Raw genomic sequence first — 23,819 nt, forward strand, 5'->3', positions numbered from 1 at the left:
TTTGCGAGTAGAGTTTTGCTCATGACACGGCTCGGGGTCTCGGCAGTGGCGCGGCGGGGACGCTCGGGTGCGGTCGCGGGCTCGAGCTCGGACTCCGACTCGGGTGCGCCCGGGGGCTCGGCAGGACGGGCTCATTCGGGTGCGCTCAGGGACTCGGGCGCGGCTGAAGGCCCGGTCGTACACAGGCGCTTTGCTGCGGCTGGGCGGTTGGCGGCCGGGTGGCTGGCGGCCGCGTGGCTGGTGGCCGGGTGGCTGGCGGTGGTCGCTCTGCTGACGCCGGTCTCGGGTGCGCTGGCGGATCCGCTCGCCTTCACGGTCACCGCTTCGCCCCCGGCGGGGTCGGTGATCGTGGCCGCCGGTGACGGGTCGTTCGCCTTCGTGGTCGCGGGCGCAGCACCCGCGGGAGGTTCGGTGGTGCTCAGTGCCACCGTCCCGCCGGGTGGGCTCGACGCCGAACTCTGCAGCACGGTCGCCGACGCCGGAGACGACTGGAGCTGCACCGTCACCGCGGGGCCGGACACCCCTGGCCCCCTTCGCGTCGTCTCCGGCGCCGACGAGCTGCTGCTCGACGTCGCGCTGCTGCACCCTCCGGTGATCACCACCGACCCGGCGACGCCCGGGGCACTGCCTTCGACGGGCACTCCCGAGGCACCCGCGCAGACCATCACGGGAACGGGGGCTCCCGGGGCGCTGCTCACCCTGAGCGTGAGCGACGGTAGCGGATGCACGACCACGGTCGGCGACGACGGCACCTGGGCCTGCGTGCTCGGCTCCCTCCCGGTCGGCGCCGATGTCTTCACTCTGGTCGCGTCGCAGGCCTACCCCTTCGCTCCGGGCACGGCGGCGGAGAGCGACCCCGTCGCGTTCGTGCCGTCGATGACCACGATCATTCCGGGCGGGCCGGTCGACCCGCCCCTACCGCCGACGCCTCCCGTGCCGCCCGCGCCGGGTTCTGCGGGAGTCGGCACGCCGGCGGACTCGGCTCCGGACACGATCCCTCCCGTCATCGGGACAGATCCGGGTTCCGAGGGCGGGGCCGGGGCCGGGGCGGCGCCGGGCGGCGAGACGGGCGATCCGGCGAACGACGCCACATCGGCCGCAGCGCGCGGCGGCACCGACGGCGGCGACGGACGCGGTGGGCGTGGGGACCGCAGTGGACGCGACGGTCTGCTGACCGACCCGTCGGGTGGCGACGAAGCAGCGCTCGCATCTGGCGTCGGCGACGGAGCCGCAGACTCGTCGGTGCGGCTCGTTCGCCCCGGCGACGGAGCCGTGGGGCTGGCTGGCGGGTCCTTCTCGGCCGGAGACGGCTCGAGCAAGGCCGGCCGGGAAGGGTCGGGAGGATCCGGTGCGTCGGACAGCCCCGGAGCCCTGGCTGCCGGGGACGGCGCCACCGACTCAGGCGCCGGCGACGCAGCCGGGGAGCGCTTCGGTTTCGCGCTCCGGGATGTGAACGCGGTGCTGTCACTGCCACCCGCATCGGTCGTGTTCGCGGGACTGCTCGTGGGCGGTCTCGCGCTGCTGGTCTGGCTGCCCGGTGGTCTGCTCGAGTCCACGCTGCACGAGAACCACCCCCGCATCCGCAGAAGCCCACCCGTCCGGTACCTCACCGCCCTCTCCGCCCGTTTCCGCCTCGCCTCCTCCGCCCGCGCCGCCCAAGCCCGTCCCGAATCCCCATCCCGCGCCGCCCACCTCCGCCTCGCCTCCCGCTCTCGCGACGCCCAGCTCCTCGTCGCGTCCCGCTCCCGCGCCGCCCAGCTCCGCGTCGCCTTGGCCTCCCGCGGGGCCCAGCTCCGCGTCGCCTCGCCCTCCCGCGGGGCCCAGCTCTCGCACCCCAGCCGCGCCCTCGCCGCCTTGGGCGGTCGACTGCCGCAGGTCGCGGCAGCCGGGGCGGCGGTCGTTGTTGCTGCGGGGGCCGGCGTCGTGGTCGTGCCGGGGGCCGGATTCGACGCGGAGGGAGTGCGCACGTTCCTGTGTTTCCTGGTCGCACTCGTCGTGGTGAACGCGGTGCCGCTCGTCGCCGCCGGCGGGTTCGTGGCCCGGCGCACCGGGGCGGGCGCGGTGCCGACCGCACGGTGGACGGCCCTCGGGCTGACCGTGCTCACCGTCCTCGGGTCGCGGGCGGCGGGTCTGGAACCGGGGTTCGTCTTCGGCACCGTGATCGCGCTGCAGTTCGGGATCAGGCTCACGCGGCCGATGGCCGCCCGGGCCACGGTGATCGCGACCACGGCCTCGCTCACCGTCGGCGTGCTGGCCTGGGTGGCAGCGAGTGCTCTCCTCCCGGGAGTCGGGGCGAGCGCGGCCGGCGCCGATGCCGGCAGCGTGGGTGGGGCGGCGATGATGGAGGGATTTGGCAGTGGCGGGGCCTGGGCGGGGTTGCTGGTGCAGGTGCTGACCGCGGTGACGGTGTGCGCGCTGAGCGGGCCGGTGGTGTCGTTGCTGCCGATGCGGTTCCTCGACGGGCACGGGCTGTTCGCCGCGTCGAAGCGGGTGTGGGCCGTGCTGTACGCGGTGGCCGCGACGCTCTTCGTCGTGGTGCTTCTGCCGCTGCCGTCGGCCTGGTCGGAGCTCGGCGGCGACCTCGCGGCCTGGCTCATCGCCCTCGCACTCGCGACGGCGCTCTCGCTCGGAGTCTGGGCCTACTTCCGCTTCGTCCCCGAACGCCTCTCGCCCCAGGACGACCGCCCCACCACCGCCACACCGGAGACGTCGACACCCCCCCTCACCCACCATTGAGTCCGGCCGTCGCCACTCCCACGGACGCACACTGCCCGCGGTAGGGAAGGACGGCGCGGCGGGTCAGCGGATCACTCGGGCCACCTCCCTGGCCAGGGGGAGGCGCATGAGGTGGTCGGTGCGGGGGACCTCGTGGAGAGTGACGTGGTGCATCGCGCCGAGACGCTCGACGCCCTCGGGCACGATGACCTGGTCGCGGGCGCCGTAGACGATGTCGACGGGCGCATCGAGCTGGGCGACGTCGGTGGCACAGCTCTGCGTCTCGATGCAGTTCTGCATCGAGAGCGAGAAGGCGGCCCACGACTCCTCGTCGATCTTCATCGCCCCGCCCGGCATCCAGCGCGAGAATCGGCCCGCCGTGTTGATGACCGTCGGCTTGTTGTCGCGCACGAAGCGGTAGAACCAGAGGTAGCCGCCGACGCGGAGGCGATGGCCGAACTCCTCGAGGTACCGCGGATGCGGATAGATGGGCGGCGCCACCAGCACCAGTTGCGCGATCTGCCGGCGGTGCTCGGCGGCGTACCGGGCCGCGAGCAGGCCGCCGAGGCTGTGGCCGATCAGCGTGAACGGCCGCCGGAGATGGAGGCTCCGGATCGTACGGTGCAGCGCCCGGACGTGCTCGTCGACCGTGAACCCGGCCCCGACCGGGGCCCTCGATCCGCCGAAACCGAGCAGGTCGATCGCGATCACGCGGTACAACGGCGAGAGCAGCGGCACCAGCTGCCGCCAGCTCGCCGACGACGACGCGATGCCGTGCAGCAGCACGACCACCGGGCCCTCCCCCACGTCGACCGCGACGTTCAGCAGGGGCGCGGGACGGGTCTTCGCGAACATCCTCAACCCCCTCGACACCCGACGGCTCGACCACCGACGACTCGACCAGCGGCGACTCGACGACTCAACGACTCGACCACCGGCAACCCGGCAACTCGACGACAAAATCACCCGACGACTCGACCAGGCGACCGCCCGAGCGCCGATACCTGAGGATACATCATCGAATCCACCCGGCCCAGCCCCCGGACAGGGTGGTGCCGGCGCGAGGATGCCGACAGCATTGACCCATGACTTCCGATGCCGCCGTGAGCGTGCGCGATCTCCGCAAGGACTACGGGACGTTCCACGCCGTCGACGGCATCAGCTTCGACATCGGGCGCGGCGAGACCTTCGCCCTCCTCGGTCCGAACGGCGCCGGCAAGAGCACGACCGTCGAGATCCTCGAGGGGTACCGCGAACGCACCGGCGGCGAGGTCAGCGTGCTCGGGCACGACCCGCGCCACGCGGGACTCGCCTGGAAGGCCCGGCTCGGCATCGTGCTGCAGCAGACCGGCGAGAGCGGCAACGTCTCGGTGCGCGAGCAGCTCACCCACTTCGCCTCGCTCTACCCGAACCCGCGCGACGTCGAGGAGGTGATCGCCGCGGTCGGCCTCGAGGAGGAGGCCAAGACCCGCATCAAGTCGCTCTCCGGCGGCCAGCGCCGCCGCGTCGACGTGGCCCTGGGGATCATCGGTCGGCCCGAGCTGCTCTTCCTCGACGAGCCGACCACCGGGTTCGATCCCGAGGCGCGCCGCCAGTTCTGGGAGCTGATCCGCTCCCTCTCCCGCGAGGGCACCACGATCGTGCTCACCACCCACTACCTCGACGAGGCCGCGCAGCTCAGCGATCGCGCCGCCGTCATCGCGGGCGGCCGGCTGATCGAGATGGGCCCGGTGCACGAGCTCGGCCCGGCCGAGGCCCGCATCCCGATCGTGCGCTGGCGGGATGCCGGCGGCCTCCGCGAGGAACGCACCGACTCCCCCGCCGCCCGGGTCGCCGCCCTGGTCGCAGCCCACGGCGAACTGCCCGAGCTCGAGGTCATCCGGCCCGGGCTCGAGGACATCTACCTCGACCTGGTCGCCACAGCCGAAGCCGGGGTCCCCGCATGACCACCCGAACCGACGCCCCCGCCCCCGCGGCCGCCCGCCCCGCGGGCTTCGGCCCCCTCCGCACCCTCCGCCTGGGCCTGGCCCGGGCGATCTACGAGACCACGGTCTACTTCCGCGCCGGCGACACGATCTTCTTCACCTTCCTGTTCCCGGTCGTGCTGCTCGGGATCTTCTCCGTCGCCTTCCAGGGCCTCGGCAACGTGGGCGAGGTGAACGGCCAGGGCGGCGTCTCGCAGGCCGCCTTCTACCTGCCCGGGATGATCGCCGCCGGCATCCTGCTCAGTGGCGTGCAGAACCTCGGCATCGACATCGCGGTCGAACGCAGCGACGGCACGCTCAAGCGCCTCGCCGGCACCCCGCTGCCGGTGGTCTCGTACTTCATGGGCAAGATCGGCCAGGTGCTGGTGACCTCGCTCGCGCAGATCGCCATCCTCATCCTGGTCGCCCGTCTCGCCTTCGGCGTCGAGCTGCCGACCGAGCCGGGCAAGTGGCTGACCTTCGCCTGGGTCTACCTGCTCGGCATCGCCACGGCGGCCGTGCTCGGGATCGCGATCTCGCAGCTGCCGAAGTCCGGCAAGAGCGCCTCGCCCGTGATCATCCCGCCGCTGCTGGTGCTGCAGTTCATCTCCGGCGTCTACATCTCGTTCTCGCTGCTGCCCGACTGGCTGCAGGCGATCTCGAGCGTCTTCCCGCTGAAGTGGATCGCGCAGGGCATGCGGTCGGTGTTCCTGCCCGACGACTTCGCGTCGGCCGAGGTGGGCGGGAGCTGGGACCTGCCCGGGGTCGCGATCGTGCTGGGCATCTGGCTGGTCGTCGGGCTCGTGGTCTGCCGCCTCGGCTTCCGCTGGATCCGCAAGGACAGCTGAGCCCCCGACACCCGAGCCGTCGGCAGGCCGCCGACCCGGCCGTCAGCCCCGCTCTACGCGTTCTCCTTCCGGAACGTCCGCGTCCCCACGTACAGCCCCGCCGCGAACAGCGCCAGGGTCCAGATCACACCCCACATCGTGGTGACGGTGAAGAACGACCCCGCGAACAGCTCACGGATCGCGTTGACGATGTACTTCGTCGGCATGAAGTCGCTCACCACCTGCAGCCACTGCGGCCCGATCGTCATCGGCAGCAGGATGCCCGACAGCAGCAGCACCGGCAGCGCGATGCTGTTGATCACCGGCGCCATCACGTCTTCGCTCTTGGTCGTGAGCGCCAGCGCGTTCGACGCCGCGGCGCACGCCGCGCCGAGCAGCACGGTCAGCACGAGCCCGAGCGCCATGCCGCCGATCGACCCGGTGAGCCCGAACAGGAACGCCAGCCCGATCAGCACCAGGCCCTGCACGAACAGCTGCAGCACGTCGCGAAGGATGCGCCCGAGCAGCAACGCGGTGCGACTGGCCGGCGTCACCCGCTCCGCCTCGATCACCCCCGCACGCCACTCGGCGATCAGCCCGAACCCGGCGAACAGCGCTCCGAACAGGCCCAGCTGCACCAGCAGCCCCGGCACGAACAGCGTGTACGCGTTCTGGGCGCCGAGCGAGCCCGCGAGGGGCTCGAGCAGCGGGCCGAAGAGCACCAGGTAGAGGATCGGCTGCACCAGCCCGATGATCACCCAGGCGGGGTTCCGCAACGCCAGCCGGAGCTGGCGGCGGAAGACGATGTAGGTCTCTCTCCAGAACATCGATCAGGCTCCTTCTCGCAGCGAACGGCCGGTGAGGGTGAGGAAGACGTCGTCGAGCGTGGGCCGGCGCACCTCGATCGACTCGAGCGCGATGCCCTCGGCGTCGAGGGCGCGGATGAGGCCGGCGACCTCGTGCCCGGCTCCGCGCACCCGGGCGCGGACGGTGGCCGGGCCGGCACCCGCGGCCCCGTCGTCCGGCTCCGAGCCGGCGAGGGAGGCCAGCAGCCGTGCGGCCGCCGGAGCCTGCGCCGGGTCGGCGACGACGAGCTCCACCAGGTCGCCGGAGACCTGCCGCTTCAGCGCATCCGGGGTGTCGCTCGCGACGATCGCCCCGTGGTCGATGACGAGGATGCGGTCGCAGAGCGCGTCGGCTTCGTCGAGATAGTGGGTGGTGAGGAAGATCGTGGCGCCGCGCTTGACCCGGAGGTCGGAGATGTGGGTCCAGAGGTTCGCCCGCGCCTGTGGGTCGAGCCCGGTCGTCGGCTCGTCGAGGAAGACCAGGGTGGGGTCGTGCACGAGGCCCATCGCGATGTCGAGCCGACGGCGCTGCCCGCCGGACATCGCGCGAGGCTGCCGCTCCCAGAGCCCGTCGAGGTCGAGCTGCTCGAACAGCTCGCGACCGCGCAGCTCCGCCTGCTTCTGGCTGATGCCGTAGAGCATCCCGTGATCCATGATCTCCTCGCCGGCCCGCGCCTCCGGCGAGGTCGACCCGCTCTGCGAGACGTAGCCGATGCTGCGGCGCACCTGCTGCGACTGGGTCTCGACGTCGAAGCCGGCCACCGTCGCCGAGCCGGCCGTGGGCTTCAGGAGTGTGGTGAGCATCCGGAGCGTCGTCGTCTTGCCGGCGCCGTTCGGGCCGAGGAATCCGACGATCTCGCCCTCCTCGACGTCGATGTCGACCCCGACGACGGCCTTCACCTGCTCCTTCTGCCGGCCGCGGCCGCGCCCGTCGAACGTACGTGCGAGCCCTCGCGCGTGGATCATCCGCTCTCCTTCACCGGCCGGTCACAATGTGGACATCGTTCACATTAGGGGCAGGAGGGCGCTGGGCGAAAGACCCGGATCAGATCCCGTGGCCGAGGAAGACGGGTTCGGGCTGCAGCAGCACACCGAACTCTGCGAGCACGCGGCCCTGCACGAAGCGGGCGAGCTCGGCGACGTCGGAAGCCAGACCGGCCGAGCCGGAGCCGGAGCCCGAGCCGGAACCAGAGCCCGACCCCGACCCCGAGCCAGAGCCCGAACCCGCCGCCGTGTTCACGATCGCCAGCGTGTGCTTCGACGAGATCGCGGCGGTCGACCCCGGAAGGGTGAAGCCCTTCCGCACCCCGGCGCGCTCGATCAGCCACGCCGCGCTGAGCTTCACGTGGTACTCCGCCGGCAGCACGCGCTCCTCGCGGTCGCCCGCGATCGAGACCCCGGTGCCGGCGTCGCCGATCGGCACGACCAGGTCGGGCTCATCCGGTTCGATCTGCCAGCGCGGAGCGTCGGACGGGAGGGTGCGGGCGAAGGCCTCGGTGACGACCGGGTTGGTGAAGAAGGAGCCGGCGCTGACCGAGTCCGGGTCGGCCGCGTCCAGCACCATGCCCTTCGACGCGCGCAGCGCCAGCACGGTCTCGCGCACCGCGGTCAGCGGCATCCGGTCGCCGACGGCGACACCGAGCGCGGTCGCGAGCTGGCCGTAGGCGATCGAGCGGCTGAGGGGCACGGTGTCGCCGCCCCGCGCATCCGTCAGCTCGAAGGTCACCGAGACGACGACCCCGCGGCGGCCTCGCTTGAACACCGAGGTGCGGTAGCCGAGGCCGAGCTCCTCGCGCGGCAGCCGCACGACCTCGCCCGAGTCGGCGTCGAGGAAGTCGAGCGAGACGATGGCCGACTCGACCTCCTGCCCGTAGGCGCCGATGTTCTGGATCGGCGCGGCACCGACCGAACCGGGGATGCCGGAGAGCGCCTCGATGCCGCTCAGCCCGTTCTCGACCGCGTAGCGGACGAGCCCGTCCCACGACTCCCCGGCCTGCACGCGGAGTCGCGCGGTGCCCGACTTGGCCGGGAGCGCGACGATGCCGCGGGTGGCGACCCGGATCACGGTGCCGTCGAAGCCCTCGTCGGCGACGACCACGTTCGAGCCTCCGCCGAGCACGAACCAGCGCTCGGGGTCGTCGTCCTCCTCGGCCCACGCACGCCGGGCGAGCTCGAGCAGCTCGGGCTCGGTGCGGGCGGTGAGCAGCCGGTTCGCCGGCCCGCCCACCTCGAGCGTCGTGAACTGCGCGAGCGGGGTGTCGGCGGAATCCTCCACGACGGCCGGATCGGTCACGGCAGCCTGACGAGCACCTGGGCCTTGCCCAGCACGGTGCCGCCGTCGACCGTGACGGTGAGGTCGATGCGCGCGGTCTGTTCGGCCTCGTCGACCGTGCCGATCTTCGCCGAGACCGCGACCTCGGCGCCGGTCTCCGGATGCACGACCACGGGCCGCGTGAACCGCACCTGGTAGTCGAGCACGCGCGCGGGGTCGCGCAGCCACTCGACGACCGGCTGCACCGCGAGTCCCATGGTGAGCATCCCGTGCGCGAGGACGCCGGGCAGCCCGACCTCCGCGGCGACGTCGTCGCGGTAGTGGATGGCGTTGAAGTCGCCGGAGGCACCCGCGTAGCGCACGAGCGACTCGCGCGTCAGGTGGTAGCTCGCCTCGGCGACCACGTCGCCGGGGACGTAGGCGTGGACGATGACCTCGTCGCTGGTCATGCGGCGTCTCCTCTCACCACGAGGGTCGAGGTGGCGGTGACCACGTGCTCGTCCCGCGCATCCCGGATCGTGGTCTCGGCGGCGACCATGGCGTTGCCGCCGAGGGTCTTGATGCTCGTGATCGACAGCTGGGCCGTGAGTTCGTCGCCGGCCACGATCGGGCGGGTGTACGAGAACTGCTGCGAGCCGTGCACGACGTGGGTGAGCTCGATGCCGGAGTCCTCCACCTCGAAGAGCTGGTCGAGGCCCAGCTGCTGCACCACGATGGCGAAGGTGGGGGGCGCGACGACGTCAGCGAAGCCGGCCTCCTGCGCCGCCTCGGCGCTGTAGTTCACGGGGTCGGAGGCGAAGACGGCCCGCGAGAACTCGCGCACCTTCTCGCGGCCGACGAGGTAGGGGCTCGTCTTGGCGAACTCCCGCTCGATCAGGTCCTGGTTCACTGGCACGCCTCTCATCTTACGTTCGCGGCTCCAGTAGGGTCGGTGGCGTGCGGTTAGGTGTGCTCGACGTCGGGTCCAACACGGTCCATCTCGTGGTCGTCGACGCGCATCCCGGAGCCCGGCCGGTGCCCGCCGCCTCGCACAAGTCGGTGCTGCGGCTGATGCGCTACCTGGAGCCCGACGGCGCCATCAGCGAGGAGGGCGTGCGGGCCATCGTCGAGGCGATCTCGGCCGCGACCGCGGTCGCCCGCCGCGAGGGCATCGAGGACCTGCTGCCGATGGCCACCTCCGCCCTCCGCGAGGCCGCGAACGGCGAGGAGGTGCTCGCCCGGATCGAGGCCGAGACCGGGGTCGCCCTGCGGGTGCTCTCGGGCGAGGACGAGGGGCGCCTGACCTTCCTGGCCATCCGCCGGTGGTACGGCTGGTCCTCCGGCAACATCCTGCTCTTCGACATCGGCGGCGGCTCGCTCGAGATCGCCGCCGGCAGCGACGAGTACCCCGAGGTCGCGGTCTCGCTGCCGCTGGGCGCGGGCCGCACCACGGTGCAGTTCTTCCCCGACGACCCGCCGTCGCCCGAGCGGATGCTGGAGCTGCGCGCCCACTCGCGGGCGGTCATGCGGGCGGATGCGCTGCCGCTGTTCGAGCACCTCCCGCCGTTCGAGCACGTGGTCGGCTCGTCGAAGACCATCCGCTCGCTCGCGCGCCTGGCCGGCTCGTCGTTCCCGAGCGGCTCGGCCGGCGGCGAGGACCGGTTGACGCTGCGCCGCTCCGAGTTGAAGGACTGGATCCCGCGGCTCGGCCGCCTCCCCGCCGAGGCCCGCCAGGCGCTGCCGGGCATCACGCCCGACCGCACCTTCCAGATCGTGGCCGGCGCCGTGGTGCTGCACTCGGCGATGAAGCTCTACGACGTCGAGGAGCTCGAGGTCTCGCCGTGGGCGCTCCGCGAGGGGATCCTGCTGCGCTACCTCGACGGGCTGGGCTGAGCCGGACTGGTCTGAGCCGGGCTCGAGACCGCCCAGAGCGCGACCGCACTCGCCGCGGCGACGTTGAGCGAATCGATGCCGTGCAGCATCGGGATCTGCACGACCGTGTCGGCCGCCGCGATCGCCTCGTCGGTGAGGCCGGCGCCCTCGGTGCCGAGCACCAGGGCGACCCGTTCGGGGACGTGACGCTCGAAATCGCGCAGGCTCACCGCATCCGGGGTCAGGGCCAGCGCCGCGATGTGGAAGCCGTGCGCGTGCAGCAGCGGGCCGAGCTCGTCCCACTCGCCGACCCTGGTCCACGGCACCTGCAGCACCGTGCCCATGCTCACCCGGATCGCCCGGCGGTAGAACGGATCCGAGCAGCGCGGCGAGACCAGCACCGCGTCGGCGCCGATCGCCCCGGCCGAGCGGAAGACCGCGCCGACGTTGGTCGGGTCGACCACGTCCTCGAGGATCGCGACCCGGCGGGCGCCGCGGAGGAGCTCGGCGGGGTCGGGCAGCGGCGGCCGGGTCATCGCCGCGATCAGGCCGCGGTGCAGGAGGTAGCCGGTCAGCTCGGCGAGCAGCGCGGAGTCGCCGACGAACACCGGCACGTCCGGATGCCCGGCCGCCGCGAGCACGGCGAGGGCCTCCTGCTCGCTCGGCCCGAGCGCGAGCACTGACCGGGGCACGTGACCGGCCCGGAGCGCCCGCTCGATCACGAGCAGCGACTCGGCGAGGTAGAGCCCGTTCTCGCGGCCCGGCTCGCTGCGACGCGCATTCTTCAGGGCCACGTCGGTCGCGTGCGCGTAGTCGGCGAGGCGGGGATCACGCAGATCCTCGACGCGGATGACGGGCATGGAACGAGAGTCTAGGGCGCGGGGGCGGGGCGGGTGCGCCGCCGGGCCAGGGCCCGGACGCCCAGCATGAGCCCGGCTCCGAGCAGCGCCCCGGCGGTGTTCGTGATCAGGTCGTTGACGTCGGCGGTGCGGCCGTCGTCAAGCAGGTACTGCGTGACCTCGATGGTGAGCGTCGTGGCCAGCGCGATCGCGAAGACGGTCAGGATGCGCGCGCCCGCGAGCACGAGCAGCAGGCCGAGCGGCACGAACACGAAAACGTTGAGCACCGCGTCGACCGCGGAGCCGCGGCCGTCGAACTGCAACGGCACCAGGTTGAGCCGCACGCCGAGGCCGGTGCCCGGACGCAGGGTCATGAACGCCACGCCGGCCGCCCAGACCAGGGTGAGCAGCACCACCGGGCCCCGCGAGACCGGGCCCGGGACGATGCCGCGCCCGACGGCGACCATGCCGAGCGCCACGAGGAGCCCGGCGAACAGCAGGCTCAGCAGGTATTCGCCCATGAGGCGATGGTGTCACGGCCGGGTGGCCGCGGCCTGGGCGTGGGCCGGGAGCGCGCTGCGCCGGGAAGCGGCCGGTGAGGCCGGGCAGCAGGCAATGAGACCGGGCAGCGGGCGGCGAGGCCGGGCAGCGCGCGGTGAGACCGCCGGAGCCCGGGCAGGCGAAGGCCCGCCTCACGGTGATGCGGGCGGACCTTCGGCGACGGCGGAACCGTCAGGACGCGGAACGCGTCAGCGCAGGAGAGCGCGTCAGTGCTTGAACGCGTCCTTGACGTTCTCGCCGGCGTTCTTGAGGTCGGCCTTCGACTGGTCGGCCTTGCCCTCGGCGACCTTCGAGTCGTCGTCCGTGGCCTTGCCGAAGGCTTCCTTCGCCTTGCCGCCGAGGTCCTCGGCCGCGTTCCCGATCTTGTCTCCAACACCCATGATGAGCACCTCTTCCTTCGTCAGAACCGCGTGTGGCGGTGATCTCAGCCTGCACCTCGCACCGAGAACCGCAACGGATTGTCAGCGATCGTGGATCATCCGCACCAGTCGGGCAGGAACCCGGCGACACCGCGGGTCGTCGCGCCGGTCTCGATGTCGACGAAGAAGGTCGACATGCCCGAGTACCCGGGCAGCGCGTAGCCGTCGTTGAGGGCGCCGGCCGGGACGACCTCGACCGCGAGGTACTGACCGTTCGGCGAGACGCAGAAGTCACGCACCCGGGAGCCCTCGGAGCTGGAGCGGTACAGCTCCCGCGTGCCCGTCGCATCCGCGAGCGCGATCACCGAGGCGGCGACCGGGCTGTCGCTGGAGTAGTCGACGTCGTCGTACTGCCGGATCGTCACTCCCCCGGCCTGCACCACGATCTTCTTCGGGTAGAACTTCGGGTCGACCACCGGCGTGAAGACCGGCAGAGCCGTCACTGCCCCGCTGGAGAGGTCGATCGTCGACTCGCCCTCCCCGTCGGCGACCACGAGCCGCACCCCGCCGGGCAGGAAGCCGCGCATCTGCGCGTGCCGGCCGAGCGGCGTGGGCTCACCGCCCTTCAACGGGTCGACCAGGTAGAGCTGCTGGTCGGAGCCCTGACCCACCAAGGAGGAGGTGCCAGGCACGAAGCGCCAGTCGACCAGCGGCAGCGGGGCGCCCTGGAAACCGGCCACCGGATCGGCCCGCCCCGAGGCGGCGAGCGGGTCGAAGACGAAGACCGCGTCCTGATAGGGCGCGCCCGACGCGTCGGCGCCGCCGCTCACGGTGAAGCCGAACAGTCGCGAGGTCGGGGAGGAGTGCAGGTTCTGCAGCCGCGCGCCGGTCGGGGTCGGCACGGTCACCGCCGAACCGCCGTTCGGCTGCACCTGCAGGGTGGTGCCGCCCTGGTCGTCGGCGACGATCGCGGCCAGGGCGACGTCGGTCACGGCGTACTGCACGATGTGCGGGGCCTCGAAGACGACGTCGCTCGTCGCATCCGGCCCGCCCGCCACGCCCGATCGCAGCACCTGGTCCTCCGGACGGCCCGGATCCCGAGCCGCGGCCCCACCCTGCCGGAGCAGCGTGTAGACGGGCACGTCGGGGGTCTCGAAGGTGTAGTCGAGCGCACCGGAGAGGCCCGTGTCGGCACCGACCACCCCGTCGACCCGCACGTGGTAGGTCGTGGCGTAGTCGAGCAGCCCGGAGAACGCGAGGGTCACGTCGGCACCGGAGGCGGTCACGTCGACGGGCGCGGCCGGCGAAACACTGACCTGCTCGGGCGTGATCGGGCCGAGCGACTGGTCGGCGTGCAGCACGAGTTTCTGCCCGTCGCGGGCGATGACCGCGGAGAGGTTGATAGAGGCCGAGTCGATCGTCGGCCCGCGGAGCACGGCGGCGGCGCCGAGCCCGGCGGAGAGCAGGGCGAGCACGGCGATCGTGGCCGCGCTCGTGCGTCGGTAGCGGCGCCAGCGGCGGTCGGCCCCGCGCGGCCCGGGCGCGGGCGGCGCGGGTGAAGGATGCGCGGAGGCGGGCTGCGCGGATGCCTGCGCGGGCAGAGGCTGCGACCCGGTCGGCTGCTCAGTAGACATACGGCTCCGCCGGCTGATCGACCGAGGCGAGCGCCGAGGGCTCGAGCACGATCGCCTGGGTGCTCGACGTGCTCGGGTTCGAGCCGAAGCCCCCGGTCGCGTGCACCCAGCTGTCGATCGGGTACTGGCCCTGCCAGCCCGGCAGGTAGACGGGCACCCCGACCGGCTGCGCGTCGACGGCGCAGCAGGTCACCACGAACCGGGCCACATAGAACACGTTCTCGGGGTCGGCGGGGTCGGGAGTGACGAACCCGGTGACGTCGGCCGTCTTGCCCGCGAGGTAGTCCTCGCCGGCGCCCTGGCGGAGGAGCGAGGCCCAGTCCTTCACGGTGAAGGTGGTGGTGTCGCTGCCGACGAGATCCGGCGCCGACAGCCCTGCCGCATCGGCGGCGGCGCCGGTCAGGGCCGCGGAGGCGTTGAGGTCGCGCTGGTCGACGGTGGCGGAGGTGAGGGTCGAGGGCGGCACGACGAGCAGGGCGCCGACCGTGCCGACGACGATGAGCGCGGTGGCGGCGACCCACGCGGTCGTCCGCCATCCCGAACCCGGCTTCGAGGCCGCGCCGTGGTCGTGCGTGTGGTCGTGCCCGTGCGCATCCACCCCGGCATGCGCATCCACCCCGCCGTGGTCGTCCACCGCGCCGTGGTCGTGACCGTCGTCGTCCGGCGCGCCCGGCACGACCGCGAAGGCGGCGATCACCGCGATCCCGGCCAGCACCGCCATGATCACCGTGAACTCGTAGTAGCGCGGGTGGATGTAGAGCCCGAGCTGACCGGTCACGGCCAGCCAGACGATCGCGACGACGCCGATCAGGCTGAGGACGACCCCGCGCCAGCGGGAGAGCAGACGGTCACGCAATGAGGTTCACTCCGAATCCGAGGGCGATCGAGGCCAGGGCGACGATCGCGACGAGACGCACCAGGGCCGCGGTCGTGAAGGTCGTCCGCATCAGGGTGACCATCTTGACGTCGACCATGGCGCCGAAGACCAGGAAGGCGACGACCCCGCCCGGCAGGAAGGTCGAGCCGAAGGCGAGGATGAAGAAGGCGTCGACGTTCGAGCAGATCGCCACCACGAACGCCAGCAGCATCAGGGCGAGCACCGACCAGATCGGGTTGCTGCCGAGCGCCACGAGGATGTCGCGGGAGAGCCCGACCTGGATCGCCCCGGCGATCGCCGACCCCACGATCAGCGCGGGCAGCATCGTCGAGGTCTCCTCGGCGAAGGCGACGACCGAGCGGCGCAGCCGCGGGCGCGGGGCGTCCGGCCCGTCCTCGATCCGGCGGGCCGCCTCGAACCGGGGGGTGAGCAGCGACTCGGGCTGGGGGTGACGGCTGAACACCCAGCCGATCAGGTTCGCGATGACGAAGCCTCCGACGATCCGGCCGGCGAGGATCCCGTCGTTCCAGCCGAACGCCTGATAGGTCGTGATGATCGTGACGGGGTTGAGGATGGGGGCGGCGAGCAGGAAGGTCATCGCCTCCGGCACGCTGAAGCCCTTCATGATGAAGCCGCGCGCGAGCGGCACGTTGCCGCACTCGCAGACCGGCAGCAGCACGCCGACCAGGGAGATCACGACCCGGCGGAGCCAGGGGGTGCGCGGCATGATCCGGTGCAGCCACCTGTCCGGCACCCAGAACCGCACCACGATCGAGATCAGGATGCCGAGGAACACGAACGGGAGCGATTCGATGACGACGCTGGTCGCGAGCGTGACGAAGTCGCGCATCCGGTTCGGCAGCCCGCCCGCATCCCAGTCGCTCGTGACGAGGCGGAGCACGATGAGGGCCCCGGCCACCGCGGCGCCGATCGCGAGGCCGACGATCCGTGCCCGCGGGGGCCGGGAGGCCGGGGTGCCCACCGGGCGGCTGGCTCCTCGCGCGATCAGGTCCTGGGTCACATCCGTCAGGGTAGAGGACGGCCGGGCCGGAAGCCTGGGTGGAAGGTGCTCGACGGAGGGCCGCAGGGAGAGCCGCGGGCGGAGGGCTCGACGAAGCGGCGCGGCTGGAGATCTTCGACGAGGGGCCGCCCGGAGAGCCCCGGCGGAGGGCGCCCACACGGCGACCGGGCGACACGCCGCTCAGGGTCCTCCGTTCATCCGCCGGCTGCCTCCAGTCAATCGCGGTGACGTTCAATCGGTGCGTCCCGTGCGCCCGCAGGGACGTCTGAGCCGTGGAGTCCATCCGATGAAACCATCCCCCGCCGAGCGCCACCCGCGCCGCGCCCGCCGCATCCGTGTCGCCACCGCGACCGCCGTCACCGCCGTCTTCGCCATCGGCCTCGCCGCACCCGCCCACGCGGCGCCCGACGACGCCATCGCCCCGCATCCGGATGCGTGGGGCCGCTTCTACGTCGACTCCTACGCCACCAACACCACGGCGAACACGAGCCCGGCGACCAACGCCGCCATCGGCCTGCTCTCGCCGATGCTCGACTACTGGACCCCGGAGGTGCCGGCCACGCCCGCCTTCACCGCCGACGGCACCTTCATCCCGGACAGCGTGGGCACGGTGAAGAACGCCACGGTGCTCGACGCCAACATCGCCGAGGCCGCTCGCATCACCCAGACCCGCACCGCCGATCAGGCCACCCAGGCGTACCTGATCGACCGGCGCAACCAGAACTACAGCGCCATCGACGGCCTCGGCGCCTACGCCGACGCCTTCCGCAGCGGCACGAACGCGGGAACCACCATCCCCGACACGATCCCGGCCGACGCCACCACCGTGAAGTACGACGACGGCGGCAACTCGCACGGCGCCTGGGCCGACTCGGGCACCGCCTACGGCCCGATGGTCGACCTGGTGAACCAGTTCCGCAACAGCTCCGCCTCGACCAACCCCGCGAAGGCCTATTACAACTACGCGCGCCCGTTCCGGTGGAGCGACGACGTGTCGGTGCTGCCCACCCTGGTGCCCGCGAAGAAGGCGGATGCCGACGCGCTCTCCGACGGCGGCTACCCGAGCGGTCACACGAACGCGGGCTGGCTGGCCAGCTACGCCCTCGCCTACGCCGCCCCGGAGCAGTACCAGGACCTGCTCCTGAACGCCTCCGAGATCGGCAACAGCCGCATCGTGGCCGGGATGCACTCGCCCGGCGACGTGATCGGGGGCCGTCTGCTGTCGACGGCCGTCTCGGCCGCGGCCCTGAACGACCCGGCGAACGCCGCGCTGAAGGAGGCGGCGCGCCAGAACGCCGCCACGCTGTTCGCCGCGACCGGCGGCACCGGCGGCATCGGCGGCAGCGGCGGCGGCACCGGCGGCATCAGCGCGGCGGAGGCCACCGCCGACCCGGCCGCCCACGCAGCCGCCGAGGCCCTCTACGTGCAGCGCCTCACCTACGGCCTGCCCGTCGTGGGCGACACCACCGTGCCGGCCGTCGTGCCCAAGGGCGCCGAGGTGCTGCTGGAGAGCCGGCAGCCCTACCTCGACGCCGACCAGCGCCGCTGGGTGCTGCAGACCACCGCGCTGCCCTCGGGCCACGCACTGCTCGACGACGCGGAGGGCTGGGGCAGGCTGAACCTGGTCGCCGCGGCCGACGGCTACGAGTCGTTCCGCACCGACGTGACCGTCGACATGGATGCCGCCGCCGGCGGGTTCAGCGCGGCCGACGCGTGGCGCAACGACATCGACGGCGCGGGGTCGCTCACGAAGCAGGGCACGGGCATCCTGACCCTGACCGGAGCCAACTCGTACGCCGGCGGCACCGTCGTCGACGCCGGATCGCTCGTGGCCGCCTCGACCACGGCCCTCGGCACCGGATCGGTGACCGTGGACGGCGGCACCCTCGAGGAGACCGCGGCGGCCCCCCTCGACGTGGCCGGCGACCTCACGCTGGCGGCGGGCGCGTCGCTCGACCTGTCGGTGGAGTCGGACGCCCCGGCGCTGCAGGTGTCGGGCGATGCCGTTCTGCACGGCGGACTCACCGTGACGGTCGCGCCGGGCACCGTGCCCGCCGACGACCAGATCATCGCGACCTTCGCGGGATCGGCGTCCGCCGTCGACCTCTCGTCGGTCTCCGTCACCGGCCTGCCGGCGGGGTACACGCCCGCCGTCGTGCTGCGCGACGGCGCCCTGCACCTGCTGAACACCGCGGCGATCGCGGGCGCACCGAAGCCCGGTGACACCCCGGCCTCCGGCGGGCGCCCGGTCGCCGTGGCCGGAGCACCCGGCTCGGGTGCCCTCGCGGCCACCGGGCTCGAGGCCTCGCCGCTCGCGCCGCTGGTCGCGCTCGGCCTGCTCGGTCTGGGTGCGGCGCTGCAGCTCGGCCGCCGCCGTCGCCCGGGTCTGCGTCTGCCGGTGTCACGCGGCTGAGGCCGAGCCGGACGGCCGCGGGAGGTGCGGGGCCACCCGAGCGCACCGCACTCCCCCGCACGGCGCTCCCCCGCACGGCGCTCCCCCTCACGGCTCCGTCAGGCGATGATGGTGTCGAGGAGAGGGGGCGTCGTGAGGGCAGCCACGATGAGGGGATGGATCGCGGGGGGCGTCCTGCTGGTCGCGATCGGGTCGCTGGGCGCGGCCGGGAGCTCGAGCGCGAGCGCGGCCGAGGGGTGCGGCAACGCACGCGGCCCGGCGGCCCGGCTGCTCGGAGCCGACACGGCGGCCTCCGCGTTCGGCGTGGACGGCACCGGCGTGCGGGTCGGGATCATCTCGGACTCCTTCGCCTCGCGCGGCCAGGACGCCGTCGATGCGGATGTCGCCGCGGGCTGGCTGCCCGGTCCGGGGAATCCGTGCGGCTACGACACCCCGGTGACCGTCCTCTCCGATCTGCCCGCGGGCAGCGACGACGAGGGCCGGGCGATGGCCCAGGTGGTCCACCAGGTCGCTCCCGGCGCCGAGATCCTGTTCGCGGCCAGCGGCGACAGCTTCGAGGATGCGGTGGCCGACCTGGTCGACCACGGCGTCTCCGTCATCGTCGACGACGTGGCGATCGGGGGCGAACGTCAGTTCCACGCCGACGCGGGGGCGGACGCCATCCGGTCCGCGGTCGACGCCGGTGTCTTCTCCGTCACGGCCGCGGGCAACTACGGAGTCGAGGGGGCGGAGGGCCGACCCAGTGAGGGCTACCCCATCGGCGCCTGGTCCACCGACCGGTACCGCCCGACCGTGTGTCCCGCGGGCGTCGCCGCGCTCTACCCGGATGAGCCCGTCGACTGTCTCGACTTCGATCCCGGCCCGGGCGAGGATGCGACGCTCACCCTCACCCTTCCCGCGCGCTCGCTGATGAGCGGCGCCCTGGACTGGGCCGAACCGGATGGCGCGGTCACCACCGCGCTGGACTACGTGCTCGAGGTGGGCGGCAAGATCAACAAGTTCTCCGCGGCGGATCCCGCCCGAGCTCAGACCCAGGCCGAGATCGGCAACCCGGCCGGCACCGCCGACACGGAGAACGTCGTCAGCATCGTGCGGCACCTGACCCCGGGAGCCGGCACCCCGCCGGTCGCGGTGACCTGGACCCAGGCGCCCGGTTTCGGTGTCCTCTCCGACCAGGAGTACTTCGTCTCCACCGGGAGCGACGTGGTCGGCGCCACCCTGTTCGGCCACCAGGCGGCACCCGCCGCCTTCGCGGTCGGAGCGATGGACGCGGCGGACTCGACCCTCGAGACCTACTCGACCCTGGGACCGGCCCGCCTGTACTTCGGGGTGCCCGAGCCGCTCACCGTGCCCGGGCCCGCCGCGATCGGCGTCGACGACCTGCCGGTGTCGGACACCGTCCTGGAGGGCACGGGATCGTTCCGCGGGACCTCGGCCGCCGCGCCGACGATCGCGGCGGCGGCCGCTCTGCTGCGCCAGTTCGCCCCGGCCCTGACGCCGGATCAGGTGCGGGCCGTCCTCACCGACCACGCGAGCCGCCTGTCGGTCGGTCAGCCCTGGGACGTCTCGGTGCCGGGGGAACGGTCCCTGGGCGCGGGACTCGTCGATGTCGGCGCCGGCCTCGCGTCGCTCGCGCCCGCGCCCGTCCCCGCGCCCGTCCCCGCGCCGACGCCGACCGCGACAACCTCACCGGTGCCGACGCCCGCGGCGGCGGGGCCGGAGAGACCCGCGGTCGCCACACTCGCCGCGACAGGCGCCTCCCCGGATGAGCCCCTGCTCGTCACGCTCGCGGTGATCGCGGTGGCGGTCGGCCTCACGATCGGTGCCGCTGCGCCCCTGCGCCTGAGACGCACTCGGGTCGGTGCCCGGGTCCGGGCCGAAGGCCGATAAGCAAAAACCCCCAAGATGGCGAGATCTTGGGGGTTTTCGTAGCGGGAGCGGGACTTGAACCCGCGACCCCACGATTATGAGCCGTGTGCTCTAACCAACTGAGCTATCCCGCCGAGGCTTCGACGGCCCGCGGCCTGGAGGCCGGAGCCGGCCGGAAGCCGGAGCCCCCTGTGGGAATCGGACCCACTACCTCTTCCTTACCAAGGAAGTGCTCTACCAATGAGCTAAGGGGGCGCGCACAACCGCGAGCGGTTTTTGGCACCAGTAGAGAATAGCATCCCGCGGGCGACGCTTTCGCCGCATCCGGTCTGCGAGATCCACGACCTGTGTGCAAACGGTTCCACACGCCGGATCCTCCCGTTAGAGTTCTCGGCATGACTATCGAGACCACCCCTGAATCCGGCCTGCCGGAGGCCGCGGTCACCGAGGCCGACGCGACCACCCCGACCACGACCGAGGCGGAACCCGCGCTCACCTCGGTCGGCACGGGCGGGGAGTGGTGGCGGTCGGCCGTCATCTACCAGATCTACCCGCGCTCGTTCTCGGACTCGGACGGCGACGGCATCGGAGACCTCCCCGGCATCACGGCCCGCCTCACCGCGCTCTCCGAGCTCGGCGTCGACGCGGTCTGGCTCTCGCCGTTCATGACCTCGCCCCAGCACGACGCCGGCTACGACGTCGCCGACTACTGCGACGTCGATCCGCTGTTCGGCACGCTGGAGGACTTCGACCGGCTGCTCGCGACCGCGCACGGCCTCGGCATCCGGGTCATCGTCGACCTGGTGCCGAACCACACCTCGTGGGATCACGAGTGGTTCCGCGAGGCCCTCGCGGCCGCGCCCGGGAGCCCGGAGCGGGACCGCTACATGTTCCGCGACGGACTGGGCCCGAACGGCGACGAGATGCCGAACAACTGGGAGTCGGTCTTCGGCGGCCCGATGTGGGAGCGCACGACGAACCCCGACGGCACGCCCGGCCAGTGGTACCTGCACATCTTCGACAAGTCCCAGCCCGACCTCAACTGGGAGAACCCGTGGGTGCGCGAGCGGTTCCGCGAGATCCTGCGGTTCTGGCTCGACCGGGGCGTCGACGGTTTCCGGGTGGATGTCGCGCACGGCCTGATCAAGGAGGCCGGCCTGCCGGACTACACGCCCCCGGCCGACGCCGGCAGCATGGGCGGCGGAGCGATCCCCGTGGGGCTGGAGCCGAACATCCTCGCCGACGTCGAGATCGACCCGCCGACCCCTCCCTACTGGGCGCAGGACGGCGTGCACGAGATCTACCGCGACTGGCACGCCGTGCTCGCGGAGTACGAGGGCGACCGGGTGCTCTGCGCCGAGGCCTGGGTGGAGCCGCTGACGAAGCTGGCCCGCTGGGTGCGGCCGGACGAGATGCACCAGGCCTTCAACTTCACCTACCTCTCCGCCTCATGGTCGGCCCCGGACCTCAAGGTCGTGATCGACACCTCGATCGCCGCCTTCGCCTCGGTCGGCGCCCCGAGCACCTGGGTGCTGTCGAACCACGACGTGGTGCGCCATGCCTCCCGGCTCGCGCTCGGCGCCGACAACCTGCAGGGCGCCGGCATCGGCCCTGACTCCCCCGGCCTGCCCGACCCGATCGTGGGCCTGCGGCGCGCCCGCGGAGCGACCGCGCTGATGCTCGCACTGCCGGGCAGCGCCTACATCTACCAGGGCGAGGAGCTCGGCCTGCCGGAGGACATCAACCTGCCGGACGAGGCGCGGCAGGATCCGACCTGGTTCCGCACGAACCACGAGAAGTACGGCCGCGACGGCTGCCGGGTGCCCATCCCGTGGGAGCCCCAGGTGCCGAGCTACGGCTTCGGGCTGACCGGGACGGCGGCCAGCTGGCTGCCCCAGCCGGACGACTGGGACCGCTTCGCCCGGGCGAGCCAGGAGGGCGTGGCCGGATCGACGCTCGAGCTCTACAAGCTCGCGCTGCGGCTGCGGGCCGAGCGGGAGCTCGGCTCGGGCACGCTCGAGTGGCTGCCGGGGTACGGCGAGAACGTGATCGCGTTCCGCAACAACGGCGTCACCGTGATCGCCAACATGGGCGAGACCGCGGTCGAACTGCCGGTCGAGACGACGCCGGACGGCATCCTGCTGATGAGCGAGGCACTGACCGAGGCGGCGCTGCCGCCGGACACGACGATCTGGCTCGCCTGACGAGTAACGTCCGAAATAACGAGGACCGACGCCATATACGGGGTCGGTCCTCGTTATTCCGGACGTTAGACGGAGGGTGCAGCGGCTCTCAGGCGACGCGCTCGCTGAGCCAGGCGTAGGGGTCGACCGCGGTCGTGCCGTTGAGCCTGATCTCGAGGTGCAAGTGCGCGCCCGTCGAGGTGCCGGTGTTGCCGACGCGCCCGATGACCTGGCCGACCTTCAGCACCTGACCGGTCTCGACCTCGATCGAGCCGGTGAGCATGTGGCCGTAGACGCTCGAGACCTCGTCGCCGTCGACCACGTGGTCGACGATGACGTAGACGCCGAGACCCCCGCCGTCGGACCGCACGACCTTGCTCACGACGCCGTCGGCCACCACGTGGATCTCCGAGCCCTGCCCCGGGGTGAAGTCGACGCCCTTGTGGTCGGTGCTGCCGATGCCGCCGGGCGACTCGCGCGGGCCGAAGCCGTCACTGATCGGCACCCCGACCGGGAACGGCCACTGCACGGCGCTGGTCGGGTTGTTCGTGAAGGTGTCCGCGACCCGGAGCCCGGCCGCCTTCAGCGCGGCGACGTCGCGCACGCTGTAGTCGTCGCGGAGGATGCTCGCGCCGGCCGAACCGGAGCTCGTCGTCAGCTCCTGGCGCGCGGCGAGCGGTGCGACGTCGGCGAGGACCGTCTCGGGCGCACCCGCGGAGGCCGCGTGGAACGCCGAGGCGGGCATCGTGGTCGCGACGGCGATCCCGGCGGCGAAGAGCATCGCCACGACACTGAAGGTGCCCTTGGCGATGTCGCCGCGGCGGCTCCGACGGCCGCCCTTGCCGGCGGGGGCGCCGGTGCCAGGGCCGCTCGCACCCTGCGCGGTCGTGTCAGGGGAAGACGACGCGGCGGTCGGGCCGCCGGTCGATGCGGCGGCCGCGCCGGTTCGGGATGCGGCATCCGGGGCGATCGACGCCGTGCGGAGAGACCGGCGCGAGACCGACTTCGGTACGACCGCGACGGGTGCGTCGGCGACGACCGCCACGGATTCGGGCGCCGGGGTCTCAGCGGTAGGAACGACCGCCAGCGAATCGAGTGCGGAGTCGGGCGAGGTCGCGTCGGTGGCGGGGACGACCACCACGGGGTCGGACGCGGGCGCCTCGGCGGTCGTGGGCGTCGAGACGCGGGCGCGGCGACCACCGGCGGGCTTCTCGATCGAGTCGCTGAACGATGAGGCGGCGCGGCGGCCACCCTTCTGAGCATGGGGCCGCGGGGCGGTCACCGTGCTGGCCGCCACCGACGGGCTCGGCGCCGCGATCTCGGTCACCGGCGCTGATTCGGCGGGCACAGACTCAGCGGGCACAGACTCAGCGGGCACAGAACCTGCGCTCTCCGCCTCGGCGCGCGCCGCCGCCTCGGCCGCCGCGAGGCGAGCCGCCCGGCGGCTCATCGCCGCGGTCGTGACCTCGGGCGATGCGGCGGGAGCCGTCACGCGCAGGCTCCGCCGTGACGGAAGAGCAGAGGAAGAAGGGGAGGAGGATTGGTGCTTCGTCGAACCAGGGGCCTCGCGTTTGGATGCGTCGTCATCC

20 protein-coding genes and 2 tRNA genes are annotated in these 23,819 nt (G+C 72.6%); 7 read left to right on the plus strand and 15 right to left on the minus strand.

Features of this window, described 5'->3' with window-relative positions; genetic code table 11:
• Nucleotides 1-207 precede the first annotated feature (207 nt).
• Nucleotides 208-2,736, plus strand: a complete 2,529-nt coding sequence (locus tag AC59HU_RS05650; protein ID WP_497222376.1) for a hypothetical protein — start codon at nucleotides 208-210, stop codon at nucleotides 2,734-2,736.
• Between the two features lie 63 nt (nucleotides 2,737-2,799).
• Here AC59HU_RS05650 and AC59HU_RS05655 read toward each other — a convergent pair whose 3' ends face one another.
• Nucleotides 2,800-3,570 (minus strand): alpha/beta fold hydrolase, encoded by a 771-nt coding sequence (locus AC59HU_RS05655; RefSeq protein WP_497222377.1) that lies wholly within the window; start codon nucleotides 3,568-3,570, stop codon nucleotides 2,800-2,802.
• Between the two features lie 230 nt (nucleotides 3,571-3,800).
• On the opposite strand from AC59HU_RS05655, the gene AC59HU_RS05660 reads away from it, so the two are divergent.
• Both AC59HU_RS05660 and AC59HU_RS05665 read left to right on the plus strand, forming a co-directional pair.
• Nucleotides 3,801-4,661 (plus strand): ABC transporter ATP-binding protein, encoded by an 861-nt coding sequence (locus AC59HU_RS05660; RefSeq protein ID WP_497222378.1) that lies wholly within the window; start codon nucleotides 3,801-3,803, stop codon nucleotides 4,659-4,661.
• A complete protein-coding gene (locus AC59HU_RS05665) occupies nucleotides 4,658-5,527 on the plus strand; it encodes an ABC transporter permease (RefSeq protein ID WP_497222379.1) in 870 nt (289 codons plus the stop codon). Before AC59HU_RS05660 ends, AC59HU_RS05665 begins: the two co-directional genes overlap by 4 nt.
• Nucleotides 5,528-5,580: 53 nt before the next feature.
• On the opposite strand, the gene AC59HU_RS05670 is transcribed toward AC59HU_RS05665, so the two are convergent.
• The 5 genes from AC59HU_RS05670 to AC59HU_RS05690 form a co-directional block, all read right to left on the minus strand.
• Entirely contained in the window at nucleotides 5,581-6,333 is a 753-nt protein-coding gene (locus tag AC59HU_RS05670; protein WP_497222380.1) for an ABC transporter permease, read from the minus strand.
• Between the two features lie 3 nt (nucleotides 6,334-6,336).
• The gene (locus AC59HU_RS05675; RefSeq protein WP_497222381.1) at nucleotides 6,337-7,317 is read right to left on the minus strand and encodes an ATP-binding cassette domain-containing protein; all 981 of its coding nucleotides are present in this window, start codon (nucleotides 7,315-7,317) and stop codon (nucleotides 6,337-6,339) included.
• A 79-nt stretch (nucleotides 7,318-7,396) separates the two neighbouring features.
• Nucleotides 7,397-8,644 (minus strand): UDP-N-acetylmuramate dehydrogenase, encoded by a 1,248-nt coding sequence (locus AC59HU_RS05680; RefSeq protein ID WP_497222382.1) that lies wholly within the window; start codon nucleotides 8,642-8,644, stop codon nucleotides 7,397-7,399.
• Complete coding sequence (locus AC59HU_RS05685; RefSeq protein WP_497222383.1) at nucleotides 8,641-9,072, minus strand: MaoC/PaaZ C-terminal domain-containing protein; 432 nt, start codon at nucleotides 9,070-9,072, stop codon at nucleotides 8,641-8,643. Before AC59HU_RS05685 ends, AC59HU_RS05680 begins: the two co-directional genes overlap by 4 nt.
• On the minus strand, nucleotides 9,069-9,518 hold the full coding sequence (locus AC59HU_RS05690) for an FAS1-like dehydratase domain-containing protein (protein WP_497222384.1): 450 nt from the start codon (nucleotides 9,516-9,518) through the stop codon (nucleotides 9,069-9,071). The genes AC59HU_RS05685 and AC59HU_RS05690 overlap by 4 nt, the downstream gene beginning before the upstream one ends.
• A 41-nt stretch (nucleotides 9,519-9,559) precedes the next feature.
• Between AC59HU_RS05690 and AC59HU_RS05695 the strand changes: the two genes are divergently transcribed.
• Entirely contained in the window at nucleotides 9,560-10,495 is a 936-nt protein-coding gene (locus tag AC59HU_RS05695) for a Ppx/GppA phosphatase family protein (protein ID WP_497222385.1), read from the plus strand.
• Here AC59HU_RS05695 and AC59HU_RS05700 read toward each other — a convergent pair.
• The 6 genes from AC59HU_RS05700 to AC59HU_RS05725 all read right to left on the minus strand — a co-directional run bounded on the left by AC59HU_RS05700 (nucleotide 10,474) and on the right by AC59HU_RS05725 (nucleotide 15,765).
• Nucleotides 10,474-11,334, minus strand: coding sequence for a TrmH family RNA methyltransferase (locus AC59HU_RS05700; protein WP_497222386.1), 861 nt, complete (start codon nucleotides 11,332-11,334; stop codon nucleotides 10,474-10,476). The two genes, AC59HU_RS05695 and AC59HU_RS05700, sit on opposite strands and share 22 nt — an antisense overlap.
• 11 nt (nucleotides 11,335-11,345) lie before the next feature.
• The gene (locus tag AC59HU_RS05705) at nucleotides 11,346-11,834 is read right to left on the minus strand and encodes a VanZ family protein (protein ID WP_497222387.1); all 489 of its coding nucleotides are present in this window, start codon (nucleotides 11,832-11,834) and stop codon (nucleotides 11,346-11,348) included.
• Nucleotides 11,835-12,080: 246 nt separating this feature from the next.
• Nucleotides 12,081-12,254 (minus strand): CsbD family protein, encoded by a 174-nt coding sequence (locus tag AC59HU_RS05710; RefSeq protein ID WP_497222388.1) that lies wholly within the window; start codon nucleotides 12,252-12,254, stop codon nucleotides 12,081-12,083.
• A 95-nt stretch (nucleotides 12,255-12,349) separates the two neighbouring features.
• Nucleotides 12,350-13,867 carry a hypothetical protein gene (locus AC59HU_RS05715; RefSeq protein ID WP_497222389.1) on the minus strand — a complete coding sequence of 506 codons (1,518 nt, stop codon included), beginning with the start codon at nucleotides 13,865-13,867 and terminating at the stop codon, nucleotides 12,350-12,352.
• Nucleotides 13,857-14,723 (minus strand): TIGR03943 family putative permease subunit, encoded by an 867-nt coding sequence (locus AC59HU_RS05720; protein ID WP_497222390.1) that lies wholly within the window; start codon nucleotides 14,721-14,723, stop codon nucleotides 13,857-13,859. The genes AC59HU_RS05715 and AC59HU_RS05720 overlap by 11 nt, the downstream gene beginning before the upstream one ends.
• The gene (locus tag AC59HU_RS05725; RefSeq protein WP_497222391.1) at nucleotides 14,716-15,765 is read right to left on the minus strand and encodes a permease; all 1,050 of its coding nucleotides are present in this window, start codon (nucleotides 15,763-15,765) and stop codon (nucleotides 14,716-14,718) included. Before AC59HU_RS05725 ends, AC59HU_RS05720 begins: the two co-directional genes overlap by 8 nt.
• A gap of 286 nt (nucleotides 15,766-16,051) precedes the next feature.
• Here AC59HU_RS05725 and AC59HU_RS05730 point away from each other — a divergent pair, with 286 nt between their 5' ends.
• Nucleotides 16,052-18,178, plus strand: a complete 2,127-nt coding sequence (locus AC59HU_RS05730) for a phosphatase PAP2 family protein (protein ID WP_497222392.1) — start codon at nucleotides 16,052-16,054, stop codon at nucleotides 18,176-18,178.
• 147 nt (nucleotides 18,179-18,325) lie between these two features.
• Entirely contained in the window at nucleotides 18,326-20,068 is a 1,743-nt protein-coding gene (locus AC59HU_RS05735) for a S8 family serine peptidase (protein WP_497222393.1), read from the plus strand.
• Between the two features lie 39 nt (nucleotides 20,069-20,107).
• Here AC59HU_RS05735 and AC59HU_RS05740 read toward each other — a convergent pair.
• Nucleotides 20,108-20,181, minus strand: a tRNA-Met gene (locus AC59HU_RS05740).
• A gap of 49 nt (nucleotides 20,182-20,230) precedes the next feature.
• Nucleotides 20,231-20,302 (minus strand) — tRNA-Thr (locus tag AC59HU_RS05745).
• Nucleotides 20,303-20,442: 140 nt separating this feature from the next.
• Here AC59HU_RS05745 and AC59HU_RS05750 point away from each other — a divergent pair.
• Nucleotides 20,443-22,251 (plus strand): glycoside hydrolase family 13 protein, encoded by a 1,809-nt coding sequence (locus tag AC59HU_RS05750; RefSeq protein WP_497222394.1) that lies wholly within the window; start codon nucleotides 20,443-20,445, stop codon nucleotides 22,249-22,251.
• Between the two features lie 88 nt (nucleotides 22,252-22,339).
• Here AC59HU_RS05750 and AC59HU_RS05755 read toward each other — a convergent pair whose 3' ends face one another.
• The gene (locus tag AC59HU_RS05755; protein ID WP_497222395.1) at nucleotides 22,340-23,557 is read right to left on the minus strand and encodes a M23 family metallopeptidase; all 1,218 of its coding nucleotides are present in this window, start codon (nucleotides 23,555-23,557) and stop codon (nucleotides 22,340-22,342) included.
• Nucleotides 23,558-23,819: the final 262 nt, after the last annotated feature.

Source organism: Herbiconiux sp. 320_LB, assembly GCF_059691755.1.

Bases quoted from the DNA above. Each gene is read 5' to 3' on its own strand.
- AC59HU_RS05655 (WP_497222377.1), bottom strand. From the start codon at position 3,570: ATGTTCGCGAAGACCCGTCCCGCGCCCCTGCTGAACGTCGCGGTCGAC.
- AC59HU_RS05660 (WP_497222378.1), top strand. From the start codon at position 3,801: ATGACTTCCGATGCCGCCGTGAGCGTGCGCGATCTCCGCAAGGACTAC.
- AC59HU_RS05665 (WP_497222379.1), top strand. From the start codon at position 4,658: ATGACCACCCGAACCGACGCCCCCGCCCCCGCGGCCGCCCGCCCCGCG.
- AC59HU_RS05670 (WP_497222380.1), bottom strand. From the start codon at position 6,333: ATGTTCTGGAGAGAGACCTACATCGTCTTCCGCCGCCAGCTCCGGCTG.
- AC59HU_RS05675 (WP_497222381.1), bottom strand. From the start codon at position 7,317: ATGATCCACGCGCGAGGGCTCGCACGTACGTTCGACGGGCGCGGCCGC.
- AC59HU_RS05685 (WP_497222383.1), bottom strand. From the start codon at position 9,072: ATGACCAGCGACGAGGTCATCGTCCACGCCTACGTCCCCGGCGACGTG.
- AC59HU_RS05700 (WP_497222386.1), bottom strand. From the start codon at position 11,334: ATGCCCGTCATCCGCGTCGAGGATCTGCGTGATCCCCGCCTCGCCGAC.
- AC59HU_RS05705 (WP_497222387.1), bottom strand. From the start codon at position 11,834: ATGGGCGAATACCTGCTGAGCCTGCTGTTCGCCGGGCTCCTCGTGGCG.
- AC59HU_RS05710 (WP_497222388.1), bottom strand. From the start codon at position 12,254: ATGGGTGTTGGAGACAAGATCGGGAACGCGGCCGAGGACCTCGGCGGC.
- AC59HU_RS05715 (WP_497222389.1), bottom strand. From the start codon at position 13,867: ATGTCTACTGAGCAGCCGACCGGGTCGCAGCCTCTGCCCGCGCAGGCA.
- AC59HU_RS05730 (WP_497222392.1), top strand. From the start codon at position 16,052: ATGAAACCATCCCCCGCCGAGCGCCACCCGCGCCGCGCCCGCCGCATC.
- AC59HU_RS05735 (WP_497222393.1), top strand. From the start codon at position 18,326: ATGAGGGGATGGATCGCGGGGGGCGTCCTGCTGGTCGCGATCGGGTCG.
- AC59HU_RS05750 (WP_497222394.1), top strand. From the start codon at position 20,443: ATGACTATCGAGACCACCCCTGAATCCGGCCTGCCGGAGGCCGCGGTC.